Genomic DNA, 24,893 nt, shown 5'->3' on the forward strand with positions numbered 1-24,893 from the left:
GGCTCCGCCCGTTCAAGGCAGTGTTTTGGGGCCATCCAGGTAGGCATAGGGTGATTGGCGCCATTGCCGCTGACCGACGAGGGGCGCACCCGCTCCGCCAGGCAAGTTATTGAGTGCACTCAATGGGGCGGCCGCAGAAGGCAGGCCACCGTTGCGCATGTTCAGCATCTGGGCGGTCGTGGGCAGGGTCGAGCCTGCCATCACCGGCACGCTGTCTTGCAAGCGCTGGGTGGTTTGTATGACCGAGGCCAGCACGTTGGCGTAGTTGGGGGCGGTGGCATAACCCGCTTGTTGCAAGGAGGTCGCAAACGCCTGGGGGTCGCCCAGATTGCGCATGGCACTGGCATAGCGAGGGTTTTGGCTGATCAGGCGGGCATAGTCATTGAAAGACTCTTCATAGCTGCCATAGGCCCGAAATTGCCCTCGCACCTTCTGGGGGGCGCCATTGATAAATTCGGTGGTCCAGATCTCGGCCACTGGCCCTTTCCAGTTGGCGCTGGCGCGGATGCCAAACAAATTGTGCGAGGTCTGGCCATCGGGCAAGCGAATTTCCTGTTTGCCCCAGCCGGTTTCGAGGGCCGCTTGAGCCACCATGAAGGTCGCCGGAATGCCGCTGGTCGCCTGGGCTTGGCGTGCCGCTTGGGCATGCCGGGCCAAAAAAGCCTGAGGGCCTGTCAAGGCCTGAGCATCGGGTGATTTGGCCACGCGACTGGCAGAGTTCAAGGGCAAAGGTTTGACCCAGGCCACAGCCGCACCCTCGCCCAACTTGCCTGGCTGCAAAGCTTCGGCCATGGCCGTCGGTTCGACCGAAGACAAGTCAATGCGCTGTTCGGGGTAAATCAGATTGGCATCACCAATGCCATTGTCTGCGGCGACCTTGAGTGCCACGCGGTACAACTGCTGCCCCGACAATTGAATGGGCGACTGGGTGTCTTGCAAGCGCTTTTGGATCAAGCCGCTGAGCGTGTCACCCGGTTTAACCGTGACCTGCGCCCCCACTGGAGCGAGCTTGGACAAGGTTTGTGAAAATGCCGCAACCTGTGAGTTCTGACGCGCAGACGCACCCGCAGGGCGGTCCGATGATTCGGACGCCTTTGGGGGCAAAGTCGTTACAGCGTGAAGGGTCATGGCATCATGAGGTGTCGTTCTGTCGGGCACACAGGTCCCGGTAGGTTGACGGTTAATCCACAGTCAAAGCTTAGTTAGCAATTTTTACGCCTGGCTTCAAAAGGTATCCAAACACAATTTCCACCACCAAAGTGGTACAAAATCCCCCTGGATTTTTTCACGGATGAATTTCTTGACACGGGTTCTTTATCGATTTGCCGTCATTTGGACAGCCCTCTGCCTGTCGGTCAGCGCGCTGGCGGCGCCCGATATCGCCTTGGTTCAGGTGATCGGACAGCGCGACCCGGCCGAGTTCAACTGCCCGAACCAGCGAACACGGGCGACGGCACAAACGCCCCGTTCTGGCGAACTGGCAGAAACCGCCGAGGCACCCTCCCCGCTGACCCAAGGGCCAACATTTCGGGGTGATGCGACCACCCACAAAAACATCCTGAAAATCGGCCTGTGGGGCGACAGCCACACCGCGTCAGGCACCTTTACAGACAGCTTGCTCGAGGCGCTGCGCTTGCCGCGCGCCCAAACCCACCCCAGCTTCATTGCCCCAACTTTCAACCTGAAGGGGATTCGACACCCCTTGCGCCGCGCATGCCTGAGCGATGACTGGCAAACCGCGCTGGCCTACCGCAGCCCCACCGAAGGCCCGGAAACTTACGCCAAGTCCCTGGCCAACATCCGCACTGAAGCCGCAGGGGGATTCATGTGGCTTGACTTCCGGTACCCCGAAGCCCAAACCCGCGTTAAATGGGCCGACATCCACTTTTCCAAGGTCCAAGCCGACCGAAGCCTGGTGCTCGGCATCACGGTGGATGACGGCCCTGAAGCCATCGTCAACCTGGGACTGTCCAGCAGTCGGCGCCTGAGGGTGCAGTCCGAACAAGCATTTGCAACGCTGCGGCTGCGGCTCATTGCCGGACAAATCCGCATCGACGGCATCGCCCCGGTGTACGCCAGCAAACCCCAAATCATCCTGGATGTGTTCAGCATCCCGGGCGCCACCGCCAAGGGCTGGCGTGTGGTGAACACAACCCATCTGCGCCAGCAAGACCCGCTGGGCTTGGGCTACGACGTGGTGATCTTGCAGTCAGGCACCAACGAATCGCTGGACCCGGACTTCAAGATCGGGCTTTATGAGTCGCAACTGAGCGCCAGCATCACCCGGCTGAAAACCGCCTATCCCCAGGCCCGATGCGTGCTGATCGGCCCACCAGATGCCAAACGCTCATCGAACACCCTGCGCCTGATCAACGACAGCCAATACCGACTGGCCAGCGCCAGGGGCTGCACCCACTGGCATTGGCAAAAAGCCATGGGTGGCCCGGGTTCAGCACAGCGCTGGTTGGCCAAAGACTGGATGCAAGCCGACCTGCTGCACCTGACACCAGCAGGCTACGCAGAGAGCGCACGCAGTTTGGTCAGCATGGTGCCGATCAAAGCCCACTGAGGCTGCTGGCTGAACTTGGCGACAAGCCTGCTAGATATCCGTGTCGTTTCGCCGCTTGGCTTTCAGGCGTGACTGGATGGCCTTGCCCTCCAGCCGCCTTTGCACCGAGCCATAAGTGGGCTTGGTGGCTTTGCGGGGTTTGGGCGGTTTGGCATACAGGTCCAGCGTTTCATAGAGCCGCGCCCAGGCATCGACCCGGTTGGCTTCCTGCGTGCGGTGGCGCTGGGCCTTGAGGATGAAAACGCCCTCTTGCGTCAGGCGGCTGTCGCCCGATTGCAACCAGCGCTGCTTGACATCGTCGGGCAAGGATGAGTTGGCCACATCAAAGCGCAGCTGGATGGCACTGGAGACCTTGTTGACGTTTTGCCCCCCCGGGCCTTGCGCCCGGATGGCGCTCAACTCGACCTCGGCGTCGTCAATGTGCAGCGCGTGTTTCATCAGGATTTTGTCTCTTTGAAGGATGGCGAGCGCTGGCACATGATCACGCGGGCCCACCATGCCACTGGGTCTGAGATCTGCGCTTATTGCAGCGGACCCTTGAGATTTTCCGGGATGGGCAAGGGCATGACCTCAATGCCTTCTTCGATCAGCGCTTCGGTTTCTTCGCGCGTGGCCTGGCCCCGGATGTTGCGATCTTCGCGCTCGCCGTAATGGATCTTGCGGGCTTCTTCGGCAAACTGTGGCCCCACATCTTCGGTGTTGGCCATGACGTGGCGCACCATGTTCAGCATGGCCGCTTGCATTTGCGCCAATCGGCCGGGGTTCAAAGACAGATCGGAGCTGCTCAGCGCGGCCATCCGATCTGAAGGGGCTTGTGCATCACCTGTCGGTGCGGATCCTGGCGCGGCGAGCGAGCCTTCGGTCTGACCCGCTGGCAAAGCCGGGGCTGCGCCGTGCCCCAGGTTCAATCGGGGCGCCGAGAGCATCTTGACAATGTCACTGTCGTTGCACACCGGGCACGTGACCAAGCCCCGCGCAAGCTGTGCGTCGTAATCGTCTTGCGAGCCAAACCAGCCTTCAAAGCTGTGGCCCTGCGTACATTGAAGGTCCAGGACTTTCATGGGCGTGTGTTTCAGGACAGGGTTTGCCAGCTTACCGGCCAATGGCCTGCCAGCATATTTTGCAACCAAAGTGCGCCGGTGAGGGTTTTGGCATCGGTCACTTGCCCGTCCCGGCACCAGGCCATCAGTTGTTCAGGCGTGGCGGTGAAAACGTCCAGAAATTCTCCGACGTCCAGTTGCCGCTGGCCCAAGGTCAACTCTTGTGCAAACCAGATTTCGATCACTTCGGTGGAGTAAGAGATCACCGGATGCAAAATCCCTGCCCGTGCCCACTGCCGAGCGGTGTAGCCGGTTTCTTCCATCAATTCACGCTGAGCACACAGCAAGGGGTCCTCGCCCGGATTGAGCTTGCCAGCCGGAAATTCGATCATCACTTGCGCCACGGGATAGCGGTATTGGCGCTCAAGGACCAGGCGCAAACCATGGGGCGTGTGCAGCAGCGGAATAACCATCACCGCGCCCGGATGAACCACAAACTCACGGGTGGCAATGCTTTGGTCTGGCAAGCGAACGGTATCGCGAAAGGCGTGCAAAAAATTGCCGTGAAGCAACTCTTGGTGACTGACCGTGTGCTCGATCAGGTGCTCGTCAGACATGGCAATGGATGTGAAACCGGAAATCGGTCAATGCTTGCGGTGCATGAGGTAGCGGTAAACAAAACCGGGGAACGCCAGCGTCACAAACATGGTGCCTGTGACCGCATAAAACTCCCAGCCTTGTGGCGCGATCTGGCCGGCATGGCTTTCAAGCGCAAGGCCAACACCGCCCACCACAAAATACAGCGCCACCAATTCTGCAAGTCGCCAAACCAGGGGTTTGGAGATGCGCTGAGGCCCTAAAAACAAAATGCGCTGATTGGCAAACGGCAAGTTGGCCGCCAGCAATGCCAGCACCACCAAAAAGCCGATTTGTGCAGAAGTGGACATGGCCTGAAAACGCCAATCAGATGGCCAGCATGCGGGCGATGGCGTCTGCGCACAGCGCCATCAGGGCACCCGGCACGATGCCCAGCACAAGAACCAGCAAGCCGTTCACAGACAAGACCGCGCGCACATCCAGGGTGGCAGACACGGTGGTGGCGGTCACGGGCTCGTCAAAGTACATGACCTTGACCACACGCAGGTAATAGAAAGCACCGATCAGCGACATCAGCACGGCATAGATTGCCAGACCCAGATAAAAGCCCTGACCCGAGACTATCAGCGACTGCAGCACGGACAGCTTGGCATAAAAGCCCACCATCGGTGGAATACCCGCCATGGAGAACAAACAAATCGCCATCACGCCGGCGTACAACGGGCTGCGCTGGTTGAGACCTGCCAGGTCGGTGATTTCTTCGCTTTCAAAACCTTGGCGAGCCAACAACATGATCACGCCGAAGCTGGCCAGGGTGGTCAGCACGTAAGACACCATGTAAAACATGGCCGAGCTGTAGGCATTGGCGGCCAATGTGGTTTGACCGTTGATGACACCGGCCACAAAGCCCAGCAGCACGAAACCCATTTGCGCGATGGTCGAGTAGGCCAGCATGCGCTTGAGGTTGGTCTGTGCAATGGCGGCCAGGTTGCCGACAGCCAGCGAGGCAATGGCCAGGAATGCCAACATTTGCTGCCAGTCAAACGCCAATGGCAACAAGCCCTCGACCAGCAAACGGACCATGATGGCAAAGGCTGCCAGCTTGGGGGCGCCACCGATCATGAGGGTCGCGGCAGTCGGTGCACCTTGGTACACGTCGGGAATCCACATGTGGAAAGGCACAGCCCCTATTTTGAAGGCCAGTCCGGAAACGATGAACACCAAACCGAACACCAGCACCTGGTGGTTGACCTGACCCGTCTGAATGGCCTTGAAGACGGCTGACAATTCGAGACTGCCAGTGGCACCGTACATCATGGACATGCCATACAGCAAGAAGCCCGAAGCCATGGCACCGAGAACAAAGTACTTCATGGCGGCCTCTGTGGCCTGGGTGTGGTCACGGCGCAGCGCGACCAGGGCATAACTCGACAAAGTGAGCAGCTCAAGGCCGAGGTAAATCACGATGAAGTTCTGCCCCGAGATCATGAAGCTCATGCCCAGCAGGGCGAACATGCTCAGGCTGAAAAGTTCTCCGCCACGCAACATGTCGCGGTCAGCCGCATAAGGGCGCGAATACACCAAGGTCACCATCACGGCAATCGTGGCAAAGCACTTGAGCCAATGGCCCATCGGGTCACTGACCACCAGACGACCGAAACCGTAAAGCGTCTGGCCGGCATCGGCGTACATGGCGTGCAACCAGGCTACGCCGCCCAAGGACAACAAGGTCATGACATAGGTGGCCGTGCGCTTGGGGCTTTTCACGAAGAGGTCAACCAGCGCAATCACGCAGGCCATGACCAGCAACACGATCTCCGGATAAACCGTCATCCAGCTGGAGTTGTCAATCATGTGTGTTCTCTCAATTCTTCAAATCAGGCTAAACGTTCCGTGCCTGCTGCTCAAGGCAGCTTGGACAGGGCCACATGCTTGAGCAAGTCGGCGACCGAGGTGTCCATCACATCGGTAAAGGGTTTGGGGTACACGCCCATGTAGAGCACCGCTGCAGCCAGCAAGGCCAGCATCAGAAACTCTCGGCTGTTGATGTCGACCAGGGCCTTGACGTCTTCATTGGCCACAGGGCCAAGGTAAACGCGCTTGTACATCCACAAGGTGTAGGCGGCACCAAAAATCAAGGCCGAAGCCGACAGCACGCCAATCCAGAAATTGAACTTCACGGCACCCAGGATCACCATCCACTCGCCCACAAAACCGGCTGTGCCAGGCAAACCGCAGTTGGCCATGGCAAAGAACAGTGCAAATGCCGCAAACTTGGGCATGGTGTTCACCACACCGCCGTAGCTGGCGATCTCTCGCGAATGCACGCGGTCGTAAAGAACCCCGATCGACAAGAACATCGCAGCCGACACAAAACCGTGGGCGATCATTTGCACAATGCCGCCGGATACGCCCAGAGGATTGAAGATGAAGAAACCCAGGGTCACAAAACCCATGTGTGCGACCGATGAATAAGCCACCAGCTTTTTCATGTCTTGCTGCACCATCGCCACCAGCCCCACGTAGACCACGGCGACCAAAGACAAAACGATGATGAGCATGCCCCACTCACGCGCCGCATCGGGTGCAATGGGCATTGAGAAGCGCAAGAAGCCATAAGCGCCGAGCTTCAGCATGATGGCTGCCAACACGGCCGAACCGCCTGTGGGGGCTTCGACGTGCACATCGGGCAACCAGGTATGGACTGGCCACATCGGCACCTTCACAGCGAAGGCCGAAAAGAATGCAAAGAACAGCAAGGTCTGGACCGTGCCTGACAAAGGCAGTTGGTGCCAGGCCAAGATGTCAAAGCTGCCGTTGGATGCGGTGTACAGGTAAATCAGCGCCACCAACATCATCAAAGAGCCGAGCAAGGTGTACAGGAAGAACTTGAAGGCCGCGTAAATCTTGTTCGGGCCGCCCCAGATGCCGATGATCAGGTACATCGGGATCAAGGTGGCCTCGAAGAAGACATAAAACAAAATGCCGTCCAGGGCACTGAACACGCCAATCATCAGACCCGACAGGATCAGGAAGGCGGCCATGTACTGGTTCACTTTGCGGGTGATGACTTCCCATCCCGCAATGACCACGATCACGTTGATGAAAGCGGTCAGCAGCACAAGCCACAGTGAAATGCCGTCCAGCCCCAGGTGGTAGTGCACATTGAAGCGCTCAATCCAGGATGCTTTTTCAACAAACTGCATGGCCGAAGTGCCAAGCTCAAAGCCCGCATACAAGGGCAGCGTGACCAGGAAACTGGCGATCGAACCGACGAGTGCAAACCAGCGCACGGCGCGGGCTTGGCTGTCATGACCGAGGGCCAGCAAGACGACACCGAAAGCAATCGGCGTCCAGATGGCAAGGCTTAACAATCCCATTTTTATTTTGTCCTCAAAACCATTAAGCGAGCCAGACGAAGTACGTCATCAGCACGAACACACCCAGGATCATGACCAGGGCGTAGTGGTACAGGAAACCGGACTGGAACCAGCGCACCACGCCGGACACCTTGCCCACAAGTTTCCACGAGCCATTGACCAACAAGCCGTCGATGATGGCGCGGTCGCCCACTTTCCACAGACCCAGACCCAGACCACGGGCACCTTTGGCCAGGATGTTTTCGTTGATCCAGTCCATGTAGTATTTGTTTTCCATGACCACGATCAGTGGGCGCAAGGCGCGAGCAAAGAAGGCAGGAACCTTGGGATTGATCAGGTACATGTACCAAGCCGTCACCACACCCGCAAAGGCCAGCCAGAACGGTGCAGTGCTCAGGCCATGCAAAGCCATGGCCACCGGGCCGTGAAAGGCTTCAGCCAGCTCTTTCATCGCGGGGTGCTTGACCGCGTCAATCAAGATCGAGTCCTTGAAAAACTCGCCATACAGCATGGGCTGAATGGTCATGAAACCGATCACCACAGACGGAATCGCCAGCAGAACGAGCGGCACCGTCACCACCCAGGGTGACTCGTGAGGTTTGCTGTCGTGCCCATGCTCATCGTGGCCATGGTGTTCGTCGTGGTGGGCGTCTGGATTCTGGTCGTAACGCTCCTTGCCGTGAAAGACAAGAAAGTACATGCGAAACGAGTAGAAGGCCGTCACAAAGACACCCGCCAAAACGGCGAAGTTGGCAAAGCCAGCGGCCGGCAAGTGGCTCAGGTGCACAGCTTCGATGATGCTGTCCTTGGAGTAAAACCCCGAGAACAAAGGCGTGCCGATCAAGGCCAGCGAACCCAAAAGCGACGTGATCCAGGTGATGGGCATGTACTTGCGCACGCCACCCATCCAGCGGATGTCCTGGTTGTGGTGCATGCCCATGATGACCGAACCTGCGCCCAGAAACAGCAAGGCCTTGAAGAAAGCGTGCGTCATCAGGTGGAACACCGCGACCGAGTAAGCCGATGCCCCCAAAGCAACGGTCATGTAACCGAGTTGGGACAAGGTGGAATAAGCCACCACGCGCTTGATGTCGTTTTGGATGATGCCCAGAAAACCCATGAACAGGGCAGTGATGGCACCGATCACCATGATGAAGTTCAAAGCGGCTTCAGACAGCTCAAACAAGGGGGACATGCGGGCCACCATGAAGATACCCGCCGTCACCATGGTGGCGGCGTGGATCAAAGCGGAGATGGGTGTGGGGCCTTCCATCGAGTCAGGCAACCAGGCATGCAACGGAAACTGGGCCGACTTGCCCATCGCGCCGATGGACAGGCAAATGCAGATCACGGTGATCAGCATGCTGTCCAAGCCAAATATGTACCAAGGAAAGTTGATGGTGGCCAGCTCGTTGGCTTTGGCAAACAGCTCGGTGTAGTTGAGCGTGCCGGTGTACGCCACGATCAGGCCAATGCCCAGGATGAAACCGAAGTCGCCCACACGGTTGACCAGAAAGGCCTTCATGTTGGCAAATATGGCGGTCGGCTTGTTGTACCAAAAACCGATCAGCAAGTAAGACACCAAACCCACGGCTTCCCAACCGAAGAACAGCTGCAGCAAGTTGTTGCTCATCACCAGCATCAGCATGGAGAAAGTGAACAGCGAGATGTAGGCAAAAAAGCGGTTGTAGCCTTCGTCCTCTTCCATGTAGCCGATCGTGTAAATGTGCACCATCAGTGACACAAAGGTCACCACGCACATCATCATGGCGGTGATGCCATCGATCAAAAAGCCCACTTCCATTTTGAGACCACCCACCACCATCCAGGTATAAAGGGTCTCGTTGAAGCGGGCACCGTCGATGACACTTTTTAGCGTCATGACCGACAGGATGAACGCCACCAGCACACCCAGAATGGTCAGGGTATGTGACAGGCGGCGGCCGATCCAGTTGCCACCAAATTGGGTGCCAAAAACACCCGCCAATAGCGCACCTGCCAGAGGTGCGAGTGGCACGGCCAGCAGCGTGCTTGCGTTAAGGGTTTGACTCATATTCTTGTTAACCCTTGAGCGAATTGAGTTCGTCGACGTTGATGTTGTTCTTGTTGCGGAACAACAGCACAAGAATCGCCAGACCGATGGCCGATTCGGCCGCTGCCACGGTCAGGATGAAGAACACGAACACTTGTCCATGCATGTCACCCAGGTAGTGGGAAAAAGCCACAAAGTTCATGTTCACGGCCAGCAGCATCAGTTCAATGGACATGAGCAAAATGATCAGGTTCTTGCGGTTCAAAAAGATCCCGATCACGGCCAATGCAAACAGCATCGCGCCAAGTGCCAGGAAGTGTCCCAGGGTCAATGTCATCATTTGCTTTCCTCCGCAGCCGTTGCGACAGGCGCAGGTGCCTCTTGGGTGGGGGCCATCTTGACCAGCTGCATGCGGTCAGATGCGCGCACCCGAACCTGTAGGGAGGGGTCAATGGCCTTGCTGTCCTTGCGCTCGCGCAATGTCAGGGCAATCGCCGCGATCATGGCCACCAGCAAAATGGCTGCAGCAATCTGAATAGGCATCAGGTACTCGGTGTACAGCAGGATGCCCAAAGCTTTGCTGTTGTCCACGGGCACAGCACCGGCAGCCATGACAGGCGCCTTGGCCAGGCGAAAACCTGACAGCAATACGGCCGCCATTTCAAGCGCCACGACTGCCCCCAGCGTTGCGGCAAGCGGGAAGTTTTTCCAGAAACCCTTGCGCATGTTGTCGATGTTGATGTCCAGCATCATCACCACAAAAAGGAAAAGCACCATCACCGCACCCAGGTAGACCAGCACCAGCACGATGGCCAGAAATTCGGCATTCAGCAGCAACCAGATGGCCGAGGCTTGAGAGAAGGTGAGCATGAGAAAAAGCACCGCATGCACAGGGTTGCGCGCAGTGACAACCCGGAAGGCTGAAAACAGCAGCACCACCGAGAAGAGGTAGAAGAAACCGGTCTTGACGTCCATAGGTCTGTCTTTTTAAATGTTCAGGACTGGGCTGCGTTCAACGGTAAGGAGCGTCAGCGGCCCTGGCGGCAGCGATCTCTTTTTCGTAACGGTCACCTACGGCCAGGAGCATGTCTTTGGTGAAATAAAGGTCACCGCGTTTTTCACCGTGGTATTCAAAAATATGCGTCTCGACAATCGAGTCCACCGGGCAGCTTTCTTCGCAGAAGCCACAGAAGATGCACTTGGTCAGGTCGATGTCGTAGCGCGTGGTGCGGCGTGAGCCGTCTTCGCGCTGGCCGGCCTCGATGGTGATGGCCATCGCGGGGCAAACCGCCTCACACAGTTTGCAGGCAATGCAGCGCTCTTCACCGTTGTCATAACGGCGCAGCGCGTGCAGGCCACGAAAACGGGGCGAAAGCGGGGTTTTTTCTTCAGGAAACTGAACCGTCACCTTGCGGGCGAAAGCGTAGCGTCCGGTCAGGGCCATGCCCTTGAGCAACTCCACAAGCATGAAGCTCTTGAGGAAGTCCTTGATCGAGAAAGAAGAAGCAGTCATTGTTGTCATGGTCGTTAACCGCTTAAAGCCAGATGTTCCACGGCGAGTGCAACCACGCGCCGACGATCAGCAGCCACACCAAAGTGACGGGAATAAAAATTTTCCAGCCCAGACGCATGATCTGGTCGTAACGGAAACGCGGAAAAGTTGCACGAATCCAGATGAACATGGAAACAACCATGAACGTTTTCAGACCCAGCCAGATCCAGCCAGGCACCATGTTGAACAAGGCACTGTCTATGGGTGACAACCAGCCGCCCAGGAACATGATCACGGCCAATATCGACACCAACCACATGCTGGCGTATTCGGCCAAGAAGAAGATGGCAAATCCCATGCCGGAGTACTCGACCATGTGACCTGCCACGATTTCGGCTTCGCCCTCAACCACGTCAAAAGGATGACGGTTGGTCTCGGCCACGCCCGAAATCAGGTAAACAATGAAGATCGGAAACAGCGGCAACCAATTCCACGAAAAGAGGCCCAGCCCCATATCGGCGGCAGCGCCCTTGCCTTGTTCAAGGACAATCGCCGTCAGATTCATGCTGCCCGAAACCATCAGAACGACGAGGAAGCAAAAGCCCATGGCAATTTCGTAACTGACCATTTGGGCCGAGGCACGCAAGGCACCCAAAAAGGCGTACTTGGAGTTCGATGCCCAGCCCGCGATGATCACGCCATAAACCTCGATGGAGGTGATGGCCATTACCAGCAGCAAGCCCGCGTTGATGTTGGTCAGCGCGACTTCAGGACCAAAAGGAATCGCCACCCATGCCGCCAGAGCCGGCATGATGGCCATGATCGGCCCCAGACGGAACAGACCCATGCTGGCGGCTGTCGGGTTGATCAACTCCTTGGTGAGCAACTTGAGCGCATCAGCGATCGGCTGCAACAGCCCCATGGGGCCCACTCGGTTAGGACCATGGCGCACCTGCATGAAGCCCAGCAACTTGCGCTCCCACAGAGTCAGGTAAGCCACGGCACCCATCAGTGGCGCCAGGATGGCCACGATCTTGATGAGAATCCACAGCACAGGCCAGACCATCGCAGCCCACCATGAGGCGGCCACCAGATTCAGGCCGCCGTTGTACAGTGCATCAATCATGCGGTCACCCCCTGGCGTGCGTCAGCGGTCAGCTGCAAGGACGGCGCGCGGCGAACCATGCTGTCAAGTTGGTAAATCGAAGCGACTGCAGGCGCAGCGGTTGAAGCGGACAAGTCAATATTGGCTGCCGTGCGGTTGGACGCTTCAAGCGGCTTGGCTGTTGCGTGGGCCAGCACTTCTTGCGAAGTTTCGAAAGACACACCCGGGATGTCCAGCAGGTTGGCCAAAACACGCAGCACTTTCCAGGCTGGACGGGTTTCAGCCAGAGGCTTGACCACGGCATGGAAGCTTTGCAGACGACCTTCGGCATTGACAAAGGAGCCAGAAGTTTCAGTGAACGGTGCAATCGGCAGCAGGACATCGCTGAAGGCCATGTTGGCCTTGAAGGGGCTGAGCGTGACGACCATCTCTGCCTGCCCCAGGGTCTGGGCAGCGGCAGCACCCGCAGCGCTGTCGAATTCGGGTTCGGTATTGAGCAATATGGCAGCTTTCAAACCGCCGGCCAGCATCTGGGCGGCGTTCTTGCCACCCGTCTGAGGTTGTGCAGCCACCCACTGGGCGCCCACGGTGTTGGCCGCTTCGGTCAGGTAACCGACGCTTGCGCCGGTTTGCTCAGCAATCCAGTTGGCCAGCGCCAACAGGCTCGATGCATTCGCTGCGTGCGCTGCGGCATTGCCCAGCAGCACTGCTTTGCGATCACCGCCCAGCAAAGACTTGGCGATGGCTTGGGCTTGCGGCGTGGCGGTTCCTGCGCACGGCGCTGAAACACCTTTGTCTGCGGCAATGGCAGCGGCGACATCGGCCAGGCTTTGTGCCCAAGCAGAAGCCTCCCCCAGCAGGGTTTGCGAAGCGGGCATGGCCCAGGCGTCATCGTGGCTGAATGCAGCTGGCGATGTGATCAGATTCAACTGCGCACCATGACGCACGGCGTGGCGCACGCGAAGGGCAAACAGCGGGTGGTCTTTGCGCAGGTTGGAGCCCACGACCAAAACACGCTGCAAGGTGGAGAGCGAGGCGATCGAGGTGCCCAAGGTGCGAACTCCATCGGCTGCGGCAAACTCGGCATGGCGCAGGCGGTGGTCGATGTTGTCAGAACCCAAACCGCGCATCAAGGCGCCAGCCAGGGACAACTCTTCTACCGTGCTGTGCGGGCTGACCAGTGCGCCTATGCTGTTGGCACCGTGGTCACGCTGGATGCTTTTCAGGCCATTGGCCACGTATTCCAAAGCGGTCTGCCAGTCGACCTCTTTCCACTCACCACCCTGCTTGATCATGGGTCGGGTCAGGCGGTCAGGGCCGTTCAGGGCTTCGTAAGAGAACCGCTCACGGTCGGCAATCCAGCACTCGTTGACTTCTTCGTTTTCCAGGGGCACGATGCGCATGACCTGGTTGTTTTTGACCTGAACGATCAGGTTGGCACCCGACGAGTCGTGGGCTGCCACCGACTTGCGGCGCGAGAGCTCCCAGGTTCGGGCGTGGTAGCGGAAGGGCTTGCTGGTCAAGGCGCCAACAGGGCAGATGTCAATCATGTTGCCCGACAGTTCGGAGTCGATCGTCTGACCCAGGAAGGTCTCGATCTCGGCATGCTCGCCGCGGTGCGACATGCCCAACTCCATGGCGCCAGCGACTTCCTGGCCAAAACGCACGCAGCGTGTGCAGTGGATGCAGCGGCTCATCTCTTCCATGGAAATCAGCGGGCCGACTTCCTTGTGGAACACCATGCGCTTTTCTTCTTCGTAGCGCGATGTGGTGCCGCCATAACCGACAGCCAGATCTTGCAACTGGCATTCACCGCCCTGGTCGCAGATCGGGCAATCCAGCGGGTGGTTGATCAGCAAAAACTCCATGACCGACTTTTGGGCGGCAATCGCCTTGTCGCTCTTGGTGCGCACGATCATGCCCTGCGTCACCGGGGTGGCACAGGCGGGCATGGGCTTGGGGGCCTTTTCGACCTCGACCAGACACATGCGGCAGTTGGCCGCGATGGAGAGCTTTTTGTGATAACAGAAATGCGGGATGTAGGTGCCGGCTTTTTCAGCGGCATGCATCACCATGCTGCCTTCGGCAACTTCCACTTTCTGACCGTCGAGTTCGATTTCAACCATGGGTCTTCACCGCTGTTGTATCGGCACCGACCATGGAGGTCTTGTGCTCGATGAGGTGTACAAATTCGTGACGGAAATGCTTGAGCATGCCGCGAACGGGCATGGCTGCGGCATCGCCCAAGGCGCAAATAGTGCGACCCATGATGTTGCCCGCCACGCTGTCCAGCATGTCGATGTCACTGGGTCGGCCATGGCCGTTTTCGATGCGGTCCACCATGCGCCACAACCAGCCCGTGCCTTCGCGGCAAGGGGTGCATTGGCCACAGGACTCATGCGAGTAAAAGTAAGACAGTCGGGCCAGGGCCTTGACCATGCAACGCGTCTCGTCCATCACGATCACGGCGCCTGAGCCCAGCATGGAGCCGCCTTCTTTGGCGATGCTGTCGTAGTCCATGGTTAGCTTCATCATCAAATCGGCAGGGACCACGGGAGAAGACGAACCACCGGGGATGACGGCCTTGAGCTTGCGGCCACCGCGCACGCCACCGGCGAGTTCGAGCAGCTTGGCAAATGGCGTGCCCATGGGCACTTCGTAGTTACCGGGGTGCTCCACGTCACCGCTGACAGAATAGATCTTGGTGCCGCCGTTATTGGGCTTGCCGCATTCGAGGTAGGCATGGCCGCCATTGCGAATGATCCAGGGCACGGCCGCGAATGTTTCGGTGTTGTTAATGGTGGTCGGCTTGCCATACAGGCCAAAGCTGGCCGGGAAAGGCGGCTTGAAGCGTGGCTGGCCTTTTTTGCCTTCGAGCGATTCCAGCAAAGCCGTTTCTTCACCGCAGATGTAAGCACCAAAACCATGAGAAGCGTGCAACTGGAAGCTGAAGGTACTGCCCAGGATGTTGTCGCCCAGATAGCCGGCAGCGCGGGCCTCTTCCAGAGCCACTTCAAAACGGTCATAGGTGTGGAAAATTTCGCCGTGGATGTAGTTGTAGCCCACGCTGATGCCCATGGCGTAAGCAGCGATGGCCATGCCCTCGATCACCGTGTGCGGGTTGTACTCCATGATGTCGCGGTCTTTGCATGTGCCCGGCTCGCCTTCGTCCGAGTTGCACACCAAATACTTTTGGCCCGGGAACTGCCGGGGCATGAAGCTCCACTTCAGACCCGTCGGAAAGCCGGCACCGCCACGGCCTCTCAGGCCTGATTCCTTGACGGTGGCGATCACCTGGTCTTGCGTCAGGCCTTCACCACCATCTTTGCCCAGCATCTTGCGCAAGGCCGCATAGCCGCCGCGCGCTTCGTAGTCTTTGATGCCCCAATTGCTGCCATTCAGACCCGCATAGATCTGCGGGTTGATGTGGCGATCGTGGAAGCAGGATTCCACGCCGGTGGCCTGGAACTGGCTCAGGATTTGTTCGACTTTCATCAAGCGGCCTCTGCTTTCTTCAAGCTGTCGACGAGTTGGTCGAGCTTTTCGTGGCTCATGAAGCTGCACATGTGGCGGTCGTTGACCAGCAACACGGGGGCATCAGCACAGGCGCCCTGGCATTCGCTGGGCTGCAGGGTGAACAGGCCATCGGCCGTGGTTTCACCGACCGACACGCCGAGCTTGTGCTCCAGATGCGCCAAAGCCTGGGCACCACCACGCAACTGACAAGGCAGGTTGGTGCAAACATTCAGCTTGAACTTGCCCACCGGCTTTTGGTTGTACATGTTGTAGAAGGTGGTGACTTCGTGCACGGCCATCACGGGCATGCTCAAAAACTCGGCCACGACCTTTTCGCTGTCGGGGCTCACCCAGCCAAGTTCTTGCTGCACGATCGACAGGCAGGCCATCACGGCCGACTGCTTTTGGTCCGCAGGGAACTTGGCGACTTCACGCGCAAAGCGTGCTTTGGTTGACTCAGAGATCATCGGTCAATCTCTCCAAAAACGATGTCCATGGTCCCGATGATCGCGACCGCATCGGCCAGCATATGGCCACGGGCCATTTCATCGAGGGTGGCCAGATGGGCAAAGCCCGGGGCACGAATTTTCAGGCGGTAAGGCTTGTTGGCCCCATCGCTGACGATGTAGATGCCGAACTCCCCTTTGGGGTGCTCGACCGCGGCGTAAGCCTCGCCTTCGGGTACGTGAAAACCTTCGGTGAAAAGCTTGAAGTGGTGGATCAAGTCTTCCATGTTGGACTTCATGCCTTCACGAGCAGGCGGCGCGACCTTGTGGTTGTCGGTGATGACTGGGCCAGCGTTGGCACGCAACCATTTCACGCACTGCTGGATGATGCGATTGGACTCGCGCATCTCCTGCACACGCACCAGGTAACGGTCATAGCTGTCACCGGTTTTGCCCACAGGCACATCGAACTCGATCTGTCCATAGGCGTCGTACGGTTGCTTCTTGCGCAAGTCCCAGGCAAATCCTGAGCCCCGCAACATGGGCCCTGTCATGCCCAGATTCAGGGCGCGCTCAGGCGAGACAACGCCAATTCCGACCGTGCGCTGTTTCCAGATGCGGTTGTCGGTCAGCAGGGTTTCGTACTCGTCCACGCACTTGGGAAAGCGCTGGGTAAAGTCGTCGATGAAGTCCAGCAAGGAACCGCTGCGGTTCTTGTTGAGCCGCTCGATGGCCTTGGCATTCTTGATCTTGCTGACCTTGTATTGCGGCATGCTGTCAGGCAAATCGCGGTACACACCGCCCGGACGGAAATAAGCCGCGTGCATGCGTGCGCCCGAAACGGCCTCGTACATGTCAAACAAGTCTTCGCGTTCACGGAAGGTATAGATCAGGACAGTGGAACTGCCGCAATCGTTGCCGTGCGAGCCCAGCCACATGAGGTGGTTCAGTACCCGGGTAATTTCGGAGAACATCACGCGGATGTACTGGGCGCGCATGGGCACTTCAAGGCCCAGCAATTTTTCGATGGCCAGGCAGTACGCGTGTTCGTTGCACATCATCGACACATAGTCGAGCCGGTCCATATAGGGCAAGGACTGGATGTAGGTTTTGCTCTCAGCCAGTTTTTCGGTGGCACGGTGCAGCAGACCAATGTGCGGGTCGGCGCGTTGCACGACTTCGCCATCCAGCTCCAGTACCAGGCGCAGCACGCCGTGCGCCGCAGGGTGCTGTGGACCGAAGTTCAGCGTGTAGTTCTTGATTTCGGCCATGTCAGTTCAGGCCTCCGTAGTTGTCATCGCGGATGATTCGCGGTGTGATTTCACGCGGCTCAATGCTCACTGGCTCGTAAATCACGCGCTTGCGCTCGGCGTCGTAACGCATTTCGACATGCCCCGACAGCGGGAAGTCCTTGCGGAAAGGGTGACCGATGAACCCGTAGTCGGTCAAAATGCGGCGCAGATCGTTGTGACCTTCGAACACGATGCCGTACAGGTCAAATGCTTCGCGCTCATACCAGTTGGCTGCATTCCAGATGTCATTGACCGAATCCACCAAAGGCAAGTCGTCTTCGGGACAAAGCACCTTGACACGCACGCGCTGGTTCAGACTGACCGACAACAAATGCACGGTGACGCCAAAACGGGGGCCCTCCGCACCGATGTCACGGTAGGTGGAGTAGTCCACACCCGCCAGGTCGATCAATTGTTCAAATTGGCAACCCGCAGCAACGTGCAGGGTTTGCATCACACCCAGGTAGTTGGACGCGTTCACGTGAACAGTGACCTCACCCAGAGCAATCGAAATACGTTGAACCCGGTCACCCAAAGCCGCAGCGAGGGTATCTTGCAGGTCTGCGGGACGAATGGCGAAATCGGTCATCTTTGTCCCTTCACGCACGCGCAATCGTGTGGGTACGGCGAATCTTTTGTTGCAACTGGATGATGCCGTAAATCAGCGCCTCCGCTGTGGGTGGGCAGCCTGGCACATACACATCGACCGGCACAATGCGGTCACAACCGCGCACCACGGAATAGCTGTAGTGGTAATAACCACCGCCATTGGCACAGGAACCCATCGAGATGACCCAACGCGGCTCGGACATCTGGTCGTACACCTTGCGCAGGGCCGGGGCCATCTTGTTGCACAAAGTACCGGCCACGATCATCAGATCGGCCTGACGGGGGCTGGCACGAAACACCTCGGCACCAAAGCGCCCCAAGTCGTAACGTGCAGCCGCCGAGTGCATCATCTCGACTGCGCAGCAGGCCAGGCCAAAAGTCATGGGCCAAAGAGAACCGGTTTTGGCCCAATTCACCACCGAGTCGTAACTCGTGGTGATAAAGCCTTCTTTCATCACGCCTTCAATCATTTTTTAATCCTCAAGCAGACTGCATGCTGTTGTCAGTGCGAACGATCATTCCCAGTCCAGGGCGCCTTTTTTCCACTCGTAGACAAAGCCCACAACAAGAATGGTCAGAAATATCACCACGGCCACAAAACCGGCCATGCCCACTTCCTTGAGCGCAATCGCCCAGGGAAACAGGAAAGCGATTTCCAGATCGAACAAGATGAACAAAATGGCCACCAGGTAGTAGCGCACATCGAACTTCATGCGGGCGTCTTCGAAAGCTTCGAAACCGCACTCATAAGGGGAATTTTTCTCCGCGTCAGGTTTGTTGGGGCCAAGGATGTAGCCCAAAACCTGGGGAATCACGCCGACTGCAATGCCGACCAAAATGAACAAGAGAATGGGAAGGTATTGATCGAGGTTCATTTTTAGACTACCGGCATCACCGAATGAATAGGCCAGGCATTGCAACCTGGGCTTTTCTGTTTGTCTGGTGCCGTCGGCGAGACTCGAACTCGCACAGCTTTCGCCACTACCCCCTCAAGATAGCGTGTCTACCAATTTCACCACGACGGCTGGATACTTTTGCCCGGGTTGCGTGAGGTGCACCGAGTGGCGCATTTAGCTCTCCGGACAATCTCATAGTTTACTCTGAAAACACTGCTGATTCATTGCGCAAACCGGGAAATTTGTGCAGAGCAGCAAAGCTGAACAGCAGCTTACTTGGCAGGCGCAGGTGGCACGCTGTTGTCAGGCTTTGCAGCAGGCGTGTTGCCAGGGATTTGAGCAGCCGGGCTGCTGTCAATGGGCGTGGTTGGCGCAGCAGGCGCTGTCAAAGTGGTGCCCTCCAGTACGCTGCCGGACGGGGCTGTAGGTCGGAGGTTGCTGAAATAAGCCAACAACAAAGTACACGCAAAAAACACCGCTGCCAGAACGGCCGTGGTGCGCGAGAGAAAATTAGCGCCGCCCGTGGCCCCAAACAGGCTGCCCGAACCACCGCTGCCAAATGCCGCACCCATGTCAGCACCTTTGCCATGCTGAATCAAAATCAAACCGATCATGGCCAGCGCCGACAACATCTGAACCACCAAAATCAAAGTCAACACCATGCTCATCTGTATCTCCAAAAATCAAAAAAAGGTTGGCAAAAGACTCAGCGCGAGGCCATCGCCAACATGGACAAAAATTCGGACGCCTTGAGTGCCGCCCCGCCAATCAGGCCACCATCCACATCGGGCTGGGCCAGCAATTGGGCTGCAGTGGCAGCCGTCATGCTGCCACCGTACAAAATGGACACCCTGTCCGCATGCGCGCTGGCGGCTTGCAATTGTGCACGCAACACGGCGTGCAGTTGTTGCGCCTGGTCAGGCGTTGCGGTCAATCCGGTACCGATGGCCCATAAAGGTTCGTAAGCCACCACGATTTCACTGATGCAATGGCCGTTCGCATGGATCACGGCCGCCAACTGGCGCTTGACCACGGCCTCGGTTTGTCCAGCTTCGCGCTCTGCCAGGCTTTCACCCAAGCATACGATAGGGGTGATGCCGGCAGCCAATGCGCGTTGCGCCTTGGCAGCCACCAGCACATCCGATTCGGCATGGTGCATGCGTCGCTCCGAATGCCCCACGATGCAATAACGTACCGCAAAATCCTGCAACATTCTGGCCGATACTTCGCCCGTGTAGGGTCCGAAATCATGAGCCGACACATCTTGCGCGCCCAACTCAATGGACGAGCCAGACAGCAAGTTTTGCAACTGCGCCAGATAGGCCGTCGGCACACAGACGGCAGCGCGGCAATGCACACCCGCCATGCCCGCCAACAGCTCGGACACCAAGGATGCGTTGTCAGCCAGGCTGCCATTCATCTTCCAGTTGCCGACCATCAACTTGCTGCGCATCGACATCACCAGGTAACCACCAACTTGCCCACGTGCTTGTTCGTCTCCATCAGGGCATGGGCTTGTGCCGCACCCGATGGCAAGCCACCACCGGCCTCCAGAGCACCAAAGACACTGTGAATGACCGGCTTGATGCGGCCTGATTCGATCCAGGGCCAAACCGTCTCACGCAAAGATTTGGCAATCGCGGCTTTGAATGCCACCGGCCGCGGCCGCAGCGTGGAGCCTGTGATCGTCAAACGACGGCGCAAAACGACGCCGGCATTGAACTCGCTCTTGACTCCGCCTTGCACCGCAATGATGACCAGTCGGCCATCTTCGGCCAGGGCCTCGACTTCGCGCGCCACATAGTCGCCAGCGACCATGTCCAAAATCACGTTCACACCCAGACCATTGGTCAGGCGTTTGGCTTCGGCCACGAAATCGGTTGTTTTGTAGTTGATGGCGTGGTCTGCACCCAGCGCCAGGCAAGCCTGGCATTTGTCATCAGAGCCTGCTGTGGCGATCACTTTGGCGCCGGCCGCTTTGGCCATCTGAATGGCCGTGACGCCAATGCCACTGGTGCCACCCTGTATCAGCAAGGTCTCGCCCGCTTGCAAACGCCCGCGGTCAAACACATTGCTCAACACGGTAAAAAATGTCTCGGGCAGCGATGCAGCCTCGATGTCACTCAGGCCACGGGGCACAGGCAAACATTGTTCTATGGGCGCCACGCACAGTTGCGCATATCCGCCGCCAGCCACCAGAGCGCAGACACGGTCACCCACAGCCAGGCCCGCTTGGGCCATGGCCTGCAAATCACCCGACACCACCACACCGGCCACTTCAAGGCCCGGAATGTCCGATGCACCCGGTGGCACGGGGTAATTGCCGGTGCGTTGCAGCACGTCGGGGCGGTTGATGCCGCTGGCCGACACGCGAATGAGCAACTCCCCTGCCCCAGCCACAGGGTCAGGACGGGTGCCAGGCACCAATACCTCGGGCGCACCGTAGCTTTGAATTTCAATGACGTTCATGGGGCAGCCTTTTACAGGTCAGTCCGGGCAGCGTTGGCTACCCGGAAGCACCTCAGAAGATTATTGAGGACCCTGGGCAGGACGGTCCAACAAAGCCTTCATCGACAGTTTGATGCGGCCTTTTTCATCGGTTTCCATGACCTTGACCTTGACGATCTGACCTTCGCTCAAGTAGTCGGTCACTTTTTCGACGCGCTCGTGGGCGATCTGGCTGATGTGCAACAAGCCGTCCTTGCCGGGCAACAGGTTGATCAAAGCGCCGAAGTCCAGGATCTTGGTGACCGGGCCTTCGTAGACCTTGCCGATTTCGACTTCGGCGGTGATCTGCTCGATGCGGCGCTTGGCGATCTCGGCCTTGTCACCGTCGGTGGCGGCGATCGTGATCGTGCCGTCTTCGGAGATGTTGATCTGGCAGCCGGTTTCCTCGGTCAAAGCACGGATGGTGGCACCACCCTTGCCGATCACGTCACGAATTTTTTCGGGGTTGATCTTCATGGTGAAGAGCTTGGGTGCGAAATCGGACACTTCCGTGTTGGCTTCGCTCATCGCTTCTTGCATCTTGCCCAGAATGTGCATGCGGGCTTCTTTGGCTTGGGCCAAAGCCACTTGCATGATCTCTTTGGTGATGCCTTGGATCTTGATGTCCATCTGCAAAGCGGTGATGCCGTTGGTGGTACCGGCCACTTTGAAGTCCATGTCGCCCAAGTGATCTTCATCACCCAGGATGTCGGTCAGCACCGCAAAGCGGTTCTCTTCCTTGATCAGGCCCATAGCAATACCGGCCACGTGGGCTTTCATCGGCACGCCGGCGTCCATCATGGACAAGCAACCGCCGCAGACCGAAGCCATGGACGAAGAACCGTTCGATTCGGTGATTTCGGACACCACACGCATGGTGTATGGAAACTCTTCTTTGGTAGGCATGACAGCAGCCAAAGCACGCTTGGCCAAACGGCCGTGGCCGATTTCGCGGCGCTTGGTGCTGCCCATGCGGCCCACTTCGCCGGTGGCAAAGGGAGGCATGTTGTAATGGAACATGAAGCGGTCTTCGAACTCGCCAGCCAAAGCGTCAATGCGCTGAGCATCGCGCTCAGTGCCCAAAGTGGTGATCACCAAGGCCTGGGTTTCGCCACGTGTGAACAAGGCCGAACCGTGGGTGCGGGGCAGCACACTGTTGCGAATTTCGATGGGGCGCACAGTGCGGGTGTCACGGCCGTCGATACGGGGCTCACCAGCCAGAATCTGGCTGCGCACAATGCGCGCTTCGATTTCGAACATCAGGCCATCAAGCTTGACGCCGTCAAACACAACGCCCTCTTCAGCCAGTGCCACTTTGACCGAAGCATAAGCTTCACGGCAAGCGTGTGTACGGGCTTGTTTGTTGCGGATCTGGTATGCGGCGCGCAACTTTTGTTCGGCCAGAGTGGCCAGTTTGGCTTCGAAAGCCAGGTCACGGGCAGGCGCTTGCCAGTCCCACACCGGCTTGCCGGCTTCGCGCACCAATTCATGGATCGCGTGAATGGCGATGGCCGATTGCTCGTGACCGTAAACCACACCACCCAACATGATTTCTTCGGACAATTGCTGAGCCTCCGATTCCACCATCAGCACAGCGGCTTCGGTACCGGCAACCACCAGGTCCATCACGCTGTCTTTGCGCTGGGTCTGGCCTGGGTTGAGCACGTATTCGCCGTTGATGTAACCCACACGAGCCGCGCCAATAGGGCCATTGAACGGAATGCCCGAGATGGACAAGGCAGCAGACACGGCGATCATCGCAGCGATGTCGGCATCGACTTCAGGATTGAGCGAGACCGTGTGGATGACCACATGCACGTCGTTGTAAAAACCTTCAGGGAACAAAGGACGGATCGGGCGGTCGATCAGACGGCTGGTCAGGGTCTCGTGTTCGCTGGGCTTGGCTTCGCGCTTGAAAAAGCTGCCAGGGATCTTGCCTGCGGCATACGTTTTTTCAATGTAATCCACAGTGAGCGGGAAAAAATCCTGCCCGGCTTTGGCGATCTTGGAACCCACCACAGTGGCGAGCACCACGGTGCCTTCCATGTCCAGCAGCACGGCGCCGCCGGCTTGGCGAGCGACTTCGCCGGTTTCCATCTTGACCGTGTGCTGGCCCCACTGGAAGGTTTTGGTAACTTTGTTGAAAATAGACATGTTCAGTACTCCTGAAAACAAAAGCGCATGAGGCTGCACCGAAGGCCCGAAATATGACTTTCTGAACTCGATGCCATTCCACAAAACATCTGGCTTGAAGCCTTGTGGAATGACACAGCGCGGGTTCGTCCTGGCAAATTCCGACTGAAAAAAGAATAAAGCGCCTGAGCTAGTGTCCTAACTCAGGCGCTTTTCATCTGGACAGACGATTACTTGCGCAGGCCAAGTTTGGCGATCAGCGCGACGTAACGGTCAGCATCACGGGACTTGAGGTAGTCCAGCAGTTTGCGGCGACGGCTCACCATGCGCAGCAGGCCACGGCGACCGTGATGGTCTTTGGCGTGTGTTTTGAAGTGAGGTGTCAGCTCGTTGATACGGGCTGTGAGCAAAGCCACTTGGACCTCAGGGGACCCTGTGTCATTGGCAGCGCGTGCGTTGGCTTTGACGACCTCGGCCTTGATTGAAGATGCAATCATGGTATTTCCTTGTTGTTTCGCTTGGATTCAGTGACGAATTTCAGCGGGTTAATGACTTGCGCCAACTGCCGGAAAAGCGGTGGGCGTGCGTTTCACAGATTGCAAAACAGGCGGATTATAGCCCGCAATCGGGCCTTTCACGGTGTGCTGGCCACCCAAGGACTCAAGCGCACCCCATTGAGCAACGTTAATCGGGGTCAGATCCCAATTAAATAAATGGGGTCTGACCCCGATTAACTGTGACCCCGATGAATTGCCCCAGTCAGCCGGATGACGACTTGTTTCGGCTCAACCACGATGCCAGACGGGCCACCCCCTGCTCCAGCCTGGACAAGTCTTCAGACGCAAAACACCAGCGCAGCCAGCCTGCCGCTTGCGGGGCGAAAGCCTCGCCGGGAGCCAGACCCAAGCCGGCTTCGGCCACCAGGCGCTTGGCTGTGGCCACCGCATCAGGGTGCCCTTCGAGCCTGAAAAATGCATACATGCCGCCTTTGGCTGGCGCAAGCTGCACGCCTTGCACGGCCTGCAGCAACGGCACCAGGGTGTCTCGACAAGCTTTGAGGTGCTGCACCACACGGGGCGTGATGTCGGCCGTGTTTTGCAAAGCCACCACGCCTGCCCGCTGGGTAAAGACAGGCGCGCACGAGGTGTTGAACTCGATCAATTTGCCCATATCAGGCTGCTGAAATACTCCCATGTTTAGGTCCACGCCGAGCCCCTGAGAAACGTTAATTGTTGAGCAACTACACGGACACATGATGCGCGGCGCTGACACCTTCACCGAGAGCCTTTTCACGATGCG

The 24,893-nt window shown here is 57.9% G+C and carries 25 protein-coding genes, 1 tRNA gene and 1 pseudogene; 1 reads left to right on the forward strand and 26 read right to left on the reverse strand.

What is annotated here, in order from left to right:
* Positions 1–12: 12 nt before the first annotated feature.
* Positions 13–1,128 (reverse strand): flagellar assembly peptidoglycan hydrolase FlgJ, encoded by a 1,116-nt coding sequence (gene flgJ / locus B9Z45_RS05485; RefSeq protein ID WP_108406223.1) that lies wholly within the window; start codon positions 1,126–1,128, stop codon positions 13–15.
* A 163-nt stretch (positions 1,129–1,291) separates the two neighbouring features.
* Here flgJ and B9Z45_RS05490 point away from each other — a divergent pair, with 163 nt between their 5' ends.
* On the forward strand, positions 1,292–2,569 hold the full coding sequence (locus tag B9Z45_RS05490) for a GDSL-type esterase/lipase family protein (protein ID WP_108406224.1): 1,278 nt from the start codon (positions 1,292–1,294) through the stop codon (positions 2,567–2,569).
* Positions 2,570–2,599: 30 nt separating this feature from the next.
* Here B9Z45_RS05490 and arfB read toward each other — a convergent pair whose 3' ends face one another.
* The 25 genes and pseudogenes from arfB to B9Z45_RS05615 form a co-directional block, all read right to left on the reverse strand.
* Entirely contained in the window at positions 2,600–3,007 is a 408-nt protein-coding gene (arfB, locus tag B9Z45_RS05495; protein ID WP_199221849.1) for an alternative ribosome rescue aminoacyl-tRNA hydrolase ArfB, read from the reverse strand.
* Positions 3,008–3,090: 83 nt separating this feature from the next.
* Positions 3,091–3,630: a DUF1178 family protein gene (locus B9Z45_RS05500; RefSeq protein WP_108406225.1), complete on the reverse strand. Its 540-nt coding sequence runs from the start codon at positions 3,628–3,630 to the stop codon at positions 3,091–3,093.
* Positions 3,631–3,641: 11 nt separating this feature from the next.
* A complete protein-coding gene (locus B9Z45_RS05505; protein ID WP_199221850.1) occupies positions 3,642–4,226 on the reverse strand; it encodes an NUDIX domain-containing protein in 585 nt (194 codons plus the stop codon).
* Between the two features lie 27 nt (positions 4,227–4,253).
* Positions 4,254–4,556: a DUF2818 family protein gene (locus tag B9Z45_RS05510; RefSeq protein ID WP_108406227.1), complete on the reverse strand. Its 303-nt coding sequence runs from the start codon at positions 4,554–4,556 to the stop codon at positions 4,254–4,256.
* Positions 4,557–4,572: 16 nt separating this feature from the next.
* Positions 4,573–6,060, reverse strand: coding sequence for an NADH-quinone oxidoreductase subunit NuoN (gene nuoN, locus B9Z45_RS05515; RefSeq protein WP_108406228.1), 1,488 nt, complete (start codon positions 6,058–6,060; stop codon positions 4,573–4,575).
* A gap of 50 nt (positions 6,061–6,110) precedes the next feature.
* Positions 6,111–7,586: an NADH-quinone oxidoreductase subunit M gene (locus B9Z45_RS05520; RefSeq protein ID WP_108406229.1), complete on the reverse strand. Its 1,476-nt coding sequence runs from the start codon at positions 7,584–7,586 to the stop codon at positions 6,111–6,113.
* A 22-nt stretch (positions 7,587–7,608) separates the two neighbouring features.
* On the reverse strand, positions 7,609–9,639 hold the full coding sequence (gene nuoL / locus B9Z45_RS05525; RefSeq protein ID WP_108406230.1) for an NADH-quinone oxidoreductase subunit L: 2,031 nt from the start codon (positions 9,637–9,639) through the stop codon (positions 7,609–7,611).
* 7 nt (positions 9,640–9,646) lie between these two features.
* The gene (nuoK, locus tag B9Z45_RS05530; RefSeq protein WP_108406257.1) at positions 9,647–9,955 is read right to left on the reverse strand and encodes an NADH-quinone oxidoreductase subunit NuoK; all 309 of its coding nucleotides are present in this window, start codon (positions 9,953–9,955) and stop codon (positions 9,647–9,649) included.
* On the reverse strand, positions 9,955–10,593 hold the full coding sequence (locus B9Z45_RS05535; protein WP_108406231.1) for an NADH-quinone oxidoreductase subunit J: 639 nt from the start codon (positions 10,591–10,593) through the stop codon (positions 9,955–9,957). The genes nuoK and B9Z45_RS05535 overlap by 1 nt, the downstream gene beginning before the upstream one ends.
* Before the next feature lie 37 nt (positions 10,594–10,630).
* Positions 10,631–11,131, reverse strand: coding sequence for an NADH-quinone oxidoreductase subunit NuoI (nuoI, locus tag B9Z45_RS05540; protein ID WP_370445810.1), 501 nt, complete (start codon positions 11,129–11,131; stop codon positions 10,631–10,633).
* Positions 11,132–11,153: 22 nt separating this feature from the next.
* On the reverse strand, positions 11,154–12,236 hold the full coding sequence (nuoH, locus tag B9Z45_RS05545; protein ID WP_108406232.1) for an NADH-quinone oxidoreductase subunit NuoH: 1,083 nt from the start codon (positions 12,234–12,236) through the stop codon (positions 11,154–11,156).
* Positions 12,233–14,341, reverse strand: a complete 2,109-nt coding sequence (gene nuoG / locus B9Z45_RS05550; RefSeq protein ID WP_108406233.1) for an NADH-quinone oxidoreductase subunit NuoG — start codon at positions 14,339–14,341, stop codon at positions 12,233–12,235. Before nuoG ends, nuoH begins: the two co-directional genes overlap by 4 nt.
* A complete protein-coding gene (gene nuoF / locus B9Z45_RS05555; protein WP_108406234.1) occupies positions 14,334–15,710 on the reverse strand; it encodes an NADH-quinone oxidoreductase subunit NuoF in 1,377 nt (458 codons plus the stop codon). Before nuoF ends, nuoG begins: the two co-directional genes overlap by 8 nt.
* Positions 15,710–16,198 carry an NADH-quinone oxidoreductase subunit NuoE gene (gene nuoE / locus B9Z45_RS05560; RefSeq protein WP_108406235.1) on the reverse strand — a complete coding sequence of 163 codons (489 nt, stop codon included), beginning with the start codon at positions 16,196–16,198 and terminating at the stop codon, positions 15,710–15,712. Before nuoE ends, nuoF begins: the two co-directional genes overlap by 1 nt.
* Positions 16,195–17,448 carry an NADH-quinone oxidoreductase subunit D gene (locus tag B9Z45_RS05565; RefSeq protein WP_108406236.1) on the reverse strand — a complete coding sequence of 418 codons (1,254 nt, stop codon included), beginning with the start codon at positions 17,446–17,448 and terminating at the stop codon, positions 16,195–16,197. The genes nuoE and B9Z45_RS05565 overlap by 4 nt, the downstream gene beginning before the upstream one ends.
* A 1-nt stretch (position 17,449) precedes the next feature.
* Positions 17,450–18,058: an NADH-quinone oxidoreductase subunit C gene (locus B9Z45_RS05570; RefSeq protein WP_108406237.1), complete on the reverse strand. Its 609-nt coding sequence runs from the start codon at positions 18,056–18,058 to the stop codon at positions 17,450–17,452.
* Between the two features lie 10 nt (positions 18,059–18,068).
* A complete protein-coding gene (locus tag B9Z45_RS05575; RefSeq protein WP_108406238.1) occupies positions 18,069–18,548 on the reverse strand; it encodes an NADH-quinone oxidoreductase subunit B family protein in 480 nt (159 codons plus the stop codon).
* A gap of 45 nt (positions 18,549–18,593) precedes the next feature.
* Positions 18,594–18,953, reverse strand: a complete 360-nt coding sequence (locus B9Z45_RS05580; RefSeq protein ID WP_108406239.1) for an NADH-quinone oxidoreductase subunit A — start codon at positions 18,951–18,953, stop codon at positions 18,594–18,596.
* A 65-nt stretch (positions 18,954–19,018) separates the two neighbouring features.
* A tRNA-Leu gene (locus tag B9Z45_RS05585) sits at positions 19,019–19,103 on the reverse strand.
* A gap of 143 nt (positions 19,104–19,246) precedes the next feature.
* On the reverse strand, positions 19,247–19,642 hold the full coding sequence (secG, locus tag B9Z45_RS05590) for a preprotein translocase subunit SecG (RefSeq protein WP_108406240.1): 396 nt from the start codon (positions 19,640–19,642) through the stop codon (positions 19,247–19,249).
* Positions 19,643–19,680: 38 nt separating this feature from the next.
* Positions 19,681–20,427: a triose-phosphate isomerase gene (gene tpiA, locus B9Z45_RS05595; RefSeq protein ID WP_370445811.1), complete on the reverse strand. Its 747-nt coding sequence runs from the start codon at positions 20,425–20,427 to the stop codon at positions 19,681–19,683.
* A gap of 5 nt (positions 20,428–20,432) precedes the next feature.
* Positions 20,433–21,443 carry an NAD(P)H-quinone oxidoreductase gene (locus B9Z45_RS05600; RefSeq protein ID WP_108406242.1) on the reverse strand — a complete coding sequence of 337 codons (1,011 nt, stop codon included), beginning with the start codon at positions 21,441–21,443 and terminating at the stop codon, positions 20,433–20,435.
* 60 nt (positions 21,444–21,503) lie between these two features.
* Positions 21,504–23,615, reverse strand: coding sequence for a polyribonucleotide nucleotidyltransferase (gene pnp / locus B9Z45_RS05605; protein ID WP_108406243.1), 2,112 nt, complete (start codon positions 23,613–23,615; stop codon positions 21,504–21,506).
* A 209-nt stretch (positions 23,616–23,824) separates the two neighbouring features.
* The gene (rpsO, locus tag B9Z45_RS05610) at positions 23,825–24,091 is read right to left on the reverse strand and encodes a 30S ribosomal protein S15 (RefSeq protein ID WP_019428565.1); all 267 of its coding nucleotides are present in this window, start codon (positions 24,089–24,091) and stop codon (positions 23,825–23,827) included.
* A gap of 262 nt (positions 24,092–24,353) precedes the next feature.
* Positions 24,354–24,764 (reverse strand): annotated as a pseudogene (locus B9Z45_RS05615) (aminotransferase class I/II-fold pyridoxal phosphate-dependent enzyme); the annotation flags it as partial.
* Positions 24,765–24,893: the final 129 nt, after the last annotated feature.

Origin of the sequence: Limnohabitans sp. 2KL-17, assembly GCF_003063415.1 — a bacterium.
GTDB lineage: Bacteria > Pseudomonadota > Gammaproteobacteria > Burkholderiales > Burkholderiaceae_C > Limnohabitans_A.